At 67.5% G+C, this 6,014-nt stretch carries 8 protein-coding genes; 6 read left to right on the top strand and 2 right to left on the bottom strand.

Annotated elements, in window-relative coordinates; genetic code table 11:
• Positions 1-513 (top strand): hypothetical protein (locus I6U14_RS07315; protein ID WP_296898109.1); only part of this gene is annotated, 513 nt, incomplete at its 5' end.
• Positions 514-763: 250 nt separating this feature from the next.
• Entirely contained in the window at positions 764-1,597 is an 834-nt protein-coding gene (speD, locus tag I6U14_RS07310) for an adenosylmethionine decarboxylase (protein ID WP_296898108.1), read from the top strand.
• A 114-nt stretch (positions 1,598-1,711) separates the two neighbouring features.
• Here the strand turns inward: speD and coq7 are convergent, their stop codons facing one another.
• Together coq7 and I6U14_RS07300 are read right to left on the bottom strand one after the other, a co-directional pair.
• Entirely contained in the window at positions 1,712-2,356 is a 645-nt protein-coding gene (gene coq7 / locus I6U14_RS07305) for a 2-polyprenyl-3-methyl-6-methoxy-1,4-benzoquinone monooxygenase (RefSeq protein ID WP_296898107.1), read from the bottom strand.
• A gap of 68 nt (positions 2,357-2,424) precedes the next feature.
• The gene (locus tag I6U14_RS07300) at positions 2,425-3,663 is read right to left on the bottom strand and encodes a (Fe-S)-binding protein (RefSeq protein WP_296898105.1); all 1,239 of its coding nucleotides are present in this window, start codon (positions 3,661-3,663) and stop codon (positions 2,425-2,427) included.
• A gap of 362 nt (positions 3,664-4,025) precedes the next feature.
• Here I6U14_RS07300 and I6U14_RS07295 point away from each other — a divergent pair, with 362 nt between their 5' ends.
• The 4 genes from I6U14_RS07295 (at position 4,026) to I6U14_RS07280 (ending at position 5,904) form a co-directional block, all read left to right on the top strand.
• Positions 4,026-4,352: a (2Fe-2S) ferredoxin domain-containing protein gene (locus I6U14_RS07295; protein WP_296898103.1), complete on the top strand. Its 327-nt coding sequence runs from the start codon at positions 4,026-4,028 to the stop codon at positions 4,350-4,352.
• Positions 4,353-4,563: 211 nt separating this feature from the next.
• The gene (gene rplM / locus I6U14_RS07290; protein ID WP_296898102.1) at positions 4,564-4,992 is read left to right on the top strand and encodes a 50S ribosomal protein L13; all 429 of its coding nucleotides are present in this window, start codon (positions 4,564-4,566) and stop codon (positions 4,990-4,992) included.
• A gap of 117 nt (positions 4,993-5,109) precedes the next feature.
• Positions 5,110-5,499, top strand: a complete 390-nt coding sequence (gene rpsI, locus I6U14_RS07285; protein WP_296898100.1) for a 30S ribosomal protein S9 — start codon at positions 5,110-5,112, stop codon at positions 5,497-5,499.
• Positions 5,500-5,547: 48 nt separating this feature from the next.
• A complete protein-coding gene (locus I6U14_RS07280) occupies positions 5,548-5,904 on the top strand; it encodes a four helix bundle protein (RefSeq protein WP_296898099.1) in 357 nt (118 codons plus the stop codon).
• Positions 5,905-6,014 lie beyond the last annotated feature (110 nt).

Genomic DNA, 6,014 nt, shown 5'->3' with positions numbered 1-6,014 from the left:
TGCCTGAGCCTCGGCTGGGGCGGGCTGCACACCCTCACCTTTGCCGGCGGCATGGCTGCGCGCTCACTGCCTCGACTGCTGGCGGGCGGGGTCTCCTTGCGCCGCGGTCTGCCGCTGGCGCTGGCGGAGCAGGTGCTCGCACCAGCCGCAGCCGCCCGCGCCGCCCAGCGCGCGGCGTTGGCACAGGCTGCACTGGATCTGGACCTGCACCTCGGCCGAGTGGACCTCCCGGAGGCGCGCCGTCGGGCGGCGGTTCTGGGCGACGCCGACTGCATACTCGCCGACCTTATTCGTAACCCAGGTGATGCGCTGGCAACGGTGCTCGGCTGGCAGCTTATCGCGGCGGCACGCAACACCGTCGGCAACGCCGCCGAGGCCGTGCAAGACTTTCACGAGCGCCTGCTCAAGCAAGGCCCGGTCCCGGCGAGCACGGCGCTCACAGCGGCCGTCGGTGCCGACGCGACACAACGCCTGCTGTCCGGGCTTTGCGGCGCGCCGCAGACGCCCCACTGAGGGAGCCGACGCTGGCTGCGACCGTCGGCACAGACCGAGCCCGAAGTCTCTTGCAAACCACCCTACCGCAGGCGTAGCGTGCGCGCCTCTGTGACGCTGGCGGCGGGGCCGCCCGCAAGGCAGTGCACGGGCAGTCGGGCACCCGATGCCGGCGAGCCGGCCCCACTGCCCAGATTCCTCGTCCCCCGCCCGGCGCTCGGGCGGGTCCATCGTGCACCGGAAACCCGGCGGCCCGGAGTCGCCAAGCACCATGCCCAAGACGTCCAAACGGCTCAAGCTGCACGGCTTCAACAACCTGACGAAGTCGCTCAGCTTCAATATCTACGACATCTGCTACACGGATTCCGACGAGCAGCGGGCCGCCTACATCGCCTACATCGACGAGGCCTACAACGCCGAGCGGCTCACCGGCATCCTCACCGACGTCGCCAACATCATCGGCGCCAACATCCTGAACATCGCCCGCGAGGACTACGAGCCGCAGGGGGCCTCGGTGACCATGCTGATCGCCGAGGAGCACAGCCCGGAGCAGGGGCTCACCAACTCGCCGACACCGGGACCATTGCCCGATGCCGTAGTGGCCCACCTCGACAAGAGCCACATCACGGTACACACCTATCCGGAGAGCCATCCGCACAACGGCATCAGCACCTTTCGGGCCGATATCGACGTCTCCACCTGCGGGCTCATCTCACCGCTCAAGGCGCTGAACTACCTGATCCACGCGCTGGAGTCGGACATCGTGATCATGGACTACCGGGTGCGCGGCTTCACCCGCGACGTGCGCGGGCGCAAGCACTTCATCGACCACAACATCAGCTCCATCCAGAACTACCTGTCGCGGGACACCAAGAACCGCTACCAGATGATGGACGTGAACGTGTACCAGGAAAACCTGTTCCACACCAAGATGGTCGTGAACCGCTTCGAGCTGGACGACTACCTGTTCTGCGTCGATGCCGAAGACCTGTCAGACAAGGAATACAAGCGCATCCACCGCCTGGTCCGCCGCGAGATGATGGAGATCTTCTACGGGCGCAACCTGAACCGCGATATCGAGGGGTGGAATGAAAAGAGGAAGTAAAGACAGGTTCGAGGCTCGAGGAGCGAGTTTCGAGGGGCGCGGGACACCTGCCCTCGGCAATAGTGGCGTGCCGCCCTCGCCCCTCGCTCCTCGAAAATCGCTACACAATGAAAATCAAACCCAATAAGCCCCCCGCGTCATCACCTTCGCCACGGCCTTCATGGCGAGCTTGACGGGTGTCGGGAGCTCGGCGCCGCCGGCGGCGTGGGCGACATCGGCGTGGTGGATTTCGTCCGCCTTCATCTGCTCCAGGATGGCGCGGGTGCGCTGATCGTCCCCCGGCACCTGGGCGATGTGCTCGTCCAGGTGATCCTCCACCTGGCGCTCGGTCTCCACCACGAAGCCGAGACTCCACTTGTCACCGGCGAGGCCGGCGGCGGCGCCCATGGCAAAGGAGCCGGCATACCACAGCGGGTTCAGCAGGCTCTTGCGGGCGCCGAGCTCGTCGAGGCGCTGCTCGCACCAGGCGAGGTGGTCGTTCTCTTCCAGCGCCGAGCGCTCCAGGCTCTCGCGCACCTCGGCCAGCCGCGCCGTAAGCGCCTGCCCCTGGTACAGCCCTTGGGCGCAGACCTCTCCGGTGTGATTCACGCGCATCAGCCCGCCGATGTGCCGGCGCTCGTCCTCGCCCAGATCCACCTCGGCGTAGTGCTCAGCCGGGTTGGCACGCTCGGTGACGCGCGGGCGCCCAAAGACGGTGCGGATCGCTTGATCCAGCCCCATCAGGGCTTGATCGACGGGTGTGTAGTCTCGGTTGCTCATAAGCGTGTGCGGTTTCCGTTGGCAATGCCGTCCAGTTGCCGGCTCCGGGCCTTAAGACAAGTATTGGCTCATATTGTACGGCCTGCCGGCGCCAGCGCCCGGGCCAGCAGCACCACCGGATGCACCACCCCAACGTCCACGCCGGCAGCATCGGCGGCGGCCGCCAGATGGGCGGCGCAGCCCGTGTTGGTGGTGGCAAGCCACCGCGGCTTGCGCTGCGCAAGCGCTGCCACTTTGTCGGCGGCCAGCGCCAGGGCCGTCTCGGGGTGGTCCAGCAGATAGGTGCCCGCAGCACCGCAGCAGGTGTCGTTGCCGGGCAACGACACGACCTCGAGCCCCGGGATGCGTCGCAGCAGCGCATATACCGCGGCGGTGTCGCGCAGCTGATTGCGGTGAGAGCAGGGCTCGTGCACGGCCACGGTACCGGCCAGGGTGCGTAGCTGCAGCTCCGCAGGCCAGGGCAAGTCCAGCAGGGCGCGGCAGAGCTCCGCGGCGTCGAGTGCCGGGTGCAGCTCCGCCACGCACGCACTCGCTCCGCCCACCACCCGGGCCCCGGCGAACGCGGCGCGATTGCGCTCCAATAGGGCATCGGCGTCATCCGGGAAGCCGTTGTGGCGATGCATGGCACCGCAGCAGGCCTGCCCCGCCGGCACCGTCACCGCCACTCCCAGGCACTTGAGCACGCTCACCGCCGCACGCGCCACATCCGGCTCCAGCGACCGGGCCACGCAGCCGCGGAACAGCGCCACGGGCTCCCGCATCGGCGGGGCATCGGCACGGACCCCGCCACCGATCAATGCACCGGGCCGCGGCGGCGAGGGCCAGCGCAGCCGCTCGGCCAGACCGAGCAGCACCCGCAGCCGAGGCCATCGCCGGAGCCGCGGCAAATGCACGAGGCGCCGCGCCAGCGCACCCAAACCGACACGCCTGTAGGCAGCGGCCAGCAGGGCGGGCAGCGGCAGCAGGCGGGGCGTGCTGAGCACATCCAGTCGCAGCCGTCGCCACCAGCGCACCGGCGCCGGCAGCCGTGCCACGCGCGCCGCGCGGGCGGCATCCATCAGCGTGCCGAACTGCACCAGCGACGGGCAGGCGAGCTCGCAGGCACGGCATTCCAGGCAGCCGTCCAAGTGGACACCGAGCCGGGCGTTGTCGCTGAGCTGGCCCTGGATCAGCCCCTGGATGAGCGCGATACGCCCCCGCGGCGAGTCGGCCTCATTGTGATAGAGCCGAAAGGTGGGACAATGCGGCAGACACAGACCGCACTTGACGCACTGGTCCGCGAGGCGCAGCAGTTCACGGTCGTTCAAGGTCTTCTGCGCGAATGGGCGGGATGGTGGTCGGGTCTGATGGGAATGCAGACGTGGATAGGGACGCGGATGGGCACGGGGATGCAGCGGGGCCGGGTGCGTCTAAGCAGTTGCTGTGCGCAGCCGCGCGGTGCGGCAGCCTGAGCACGCCGGGGGCTTGGGGGCCAGCGGGGCGCGAGACCGCACAGGCGCCGCGGCTACAGGCGTATCACCCATCGCGCAGGACCCGATCGGCCTCACGCTAGAGCGCCCGACAGTCCGTGCCCCGGTTGGTTCGAGGCGCCACGGGCGCCACCTGTCGGTTCAACGCAACGCCCAGCCCCGGGCCATCTTAATGACCAGCGCCGATGGAGCGCCAGAGCATGTCCACGCCGACACCCTACTACAAGTACCACGTCTTCCTGTGCACCAACCTGCGGGCCGACGGCAGCCAAAGCTGCGAGCAATGCGGCGCGCAGGCCTCCCGGGACTATCTGAAGAAGCGCACCAAAGAGCTCGGGCTGACAGGCCCCGGCGGCATCCGCATCAACAACGCCGGCTGCCTGGACCGCTGCAGCGAAGGCCCCGTGGCCGTCGTCTATCCGGAGGGCACCTGGTACACCTACGTCGACACCGAAGACCTGGAAGAAATCCTGCAGAGCCACCTCATCGGCGGCACACCCGTCGAGCGTTTGCGACTCCCGGGCTGACCGCCCGAGGGCTCGGCGCCCTAGACAGGGCCAAACGGCCAATGCCCCTTCAAGCCCTTGGCGTCAGCCCCCTGGGCGCAGCGCCGATGCGCTGCGCAACCGCTGCGGTACCTGTTGCACACAGACAAAAAACTTAGCTACAATGCGCGGCTTTCTCGGGGCTGCATCAGATCACCTGCGCACCCGACGGTTTCCCTCCGGAGTGATGGACATGAGCACAGAGAGCGCAAAGCCGGCTGAGGTGCGACGGGCCTGGTATCTCATCGATGCCGAAGGCAAGACGCTCGGCCGTCTGGCCACCGAGATCGCCCGCCGGCTGCGCGGTAAGCACAAGCCGCAGTACACGCCGCATGTGGACACCGGCGACTACCTTGTCGTGGTCAACGCGGAAAAGGTCCGGGTCACCGGCAACAAGCTGGCGGACAAGATGTACTACCGGCACACGGGCTACATCGGCCATCTCAAGTCCCGCTCGCTGCAGCAGATGTTAGACGAGCATCCGGAGCGGGTGCTGGAGGCCGCCGTCAAGGGCATGCTGCCGCGCAACCCCTTGGGCCGGGCCATGTTCAAGAAGCTCAAGGTCTACGCCGGGCCGGAGCATCGCCACGCGGCGCAGCAGCCGCAGCCGCTTGAGGTCTGATCCGAGCCGCCCCGACCGCGCGGTGAGATCGCGTCCCAGCCCTGCGATCCTGAAGCCTTCGACCCCGAAGTGAACGACCCTGACGTCAACGAACAAGACAACACGGATAACTGATCCATGCCGGACTTCCATTACGCCACCGGGCGCCGCAAGAACGCCGCCGCTCGCGTCTTCCTGAGCGTCGGCACCGGCCGCATCACCGTCAACAACCGGGATCTCGACCACTTTTTCGGCCGGGAGACCGCGCGGATGGTGGTGCGCCAGGCGCTCGAAGCCGTCGAGCTGACCGACCGCGTCGACGTCCGCGCAACCGTTAAGGGCGGCGGCTCCTCCGGTCAAGCCGGCGCCATCCGCCACGGCCTCGCCCGCGCCTTGGTGGATTACGACGAAAACCTGCGCGCCCCCCTGCGCCGCGCCGGCTTCCTCACCCGCGACGCCCGCGAGGTGGAGCGCAAGAAAGTCGGCCTGCACAAGGCGCGCAAGCGGCCGCAGTACTCGAAGCGCTGATGCGCTTCTCGCGGGGCTAAGGGCGGAGGGCTCAGGAGCGCCGCGTACTTGGCTTTCGAGGCGTTGCTGAAACTGGACGCATGGCGGCGCGCCTGCCGTCTTGCTGTAGAGATTTTTGACCTGACGGATCAGTGTCGGCACTTTGCATACCGAGACCAAGTGACGCGCTCCGCCTTGTCAGTCGCGTCGAATATCGCCGAAGGTTACGAGCGCGACACCCAGAAGGACAGGATCAGATTCCTCTACACCGCGAAAGGATCTTGCGCCGAGTGCTGGACCCAGCTCCTGATCGGCATGGAAGCCGGACTGGTTGAGCGCGACAAGGGCCGAAGATTGGTTGACGAAGCCCAACAAGTTGCCAGACTGATCAGCGGCCTCATCCGCAGCTTCCAAAAGCAGATTTGAAAGCAACCTGAAGAACATCGCAGACAGCGCCACCCTAGCCCTCAGCCCTCAGCCCTCAGCCCTCAGCCCTCACCCCCTCCTCCTTGGGGGTTGTCTCGCCGGCAGGACAG

The organism is Thiohalocapsa sp. (assembly GCF_019695415.1).
Lineage (GTDB): Bacteria > Pseudomonadota > Gammaproteobacteria > Chromatiales > Chromatiaceae > Thiohalocapsa.
This window is presented reverse-complemented; position numbering and strand designations above follow the sequence as displayed.

Bases quoted from the DNA above. Each gene is read 5' to 3' on its own strand.
- speD (WP_296898108.1), top strand. From the start codon at position 764: ATGCCCAAGACGTCCAAACGGCTCAAGCTGCACGGCTTCAACAACCTG.
- coq7 (WP_296898107.1), bottom strand. From the start codon at position 2,356: ATGAGCAACCGAGACTACACACCCGTCGATCAAGCCCTGATGGGGCTG.
- I6U14_RS07295 (WP_296898103.1), top strand. From the start codon at position 4,026: ATGTCCACGCCGACACCCTACTACAAGTACCACGTCTTCCTGTGCACC.
- rplM (WP_296898102.1), top strand. From the start codon at position 4,564: ATGAGCACAGAGAGCGCAAAGCCGGCTGAGGTGCGACGGGCCTGGTAT.
- rpsI (WP_296898100.1), top strand. From the start codon at position 5,110: ATGCCGGACTTCCATTACGCCACCGGGCGCCGCAAGAACGCCGCCGCT.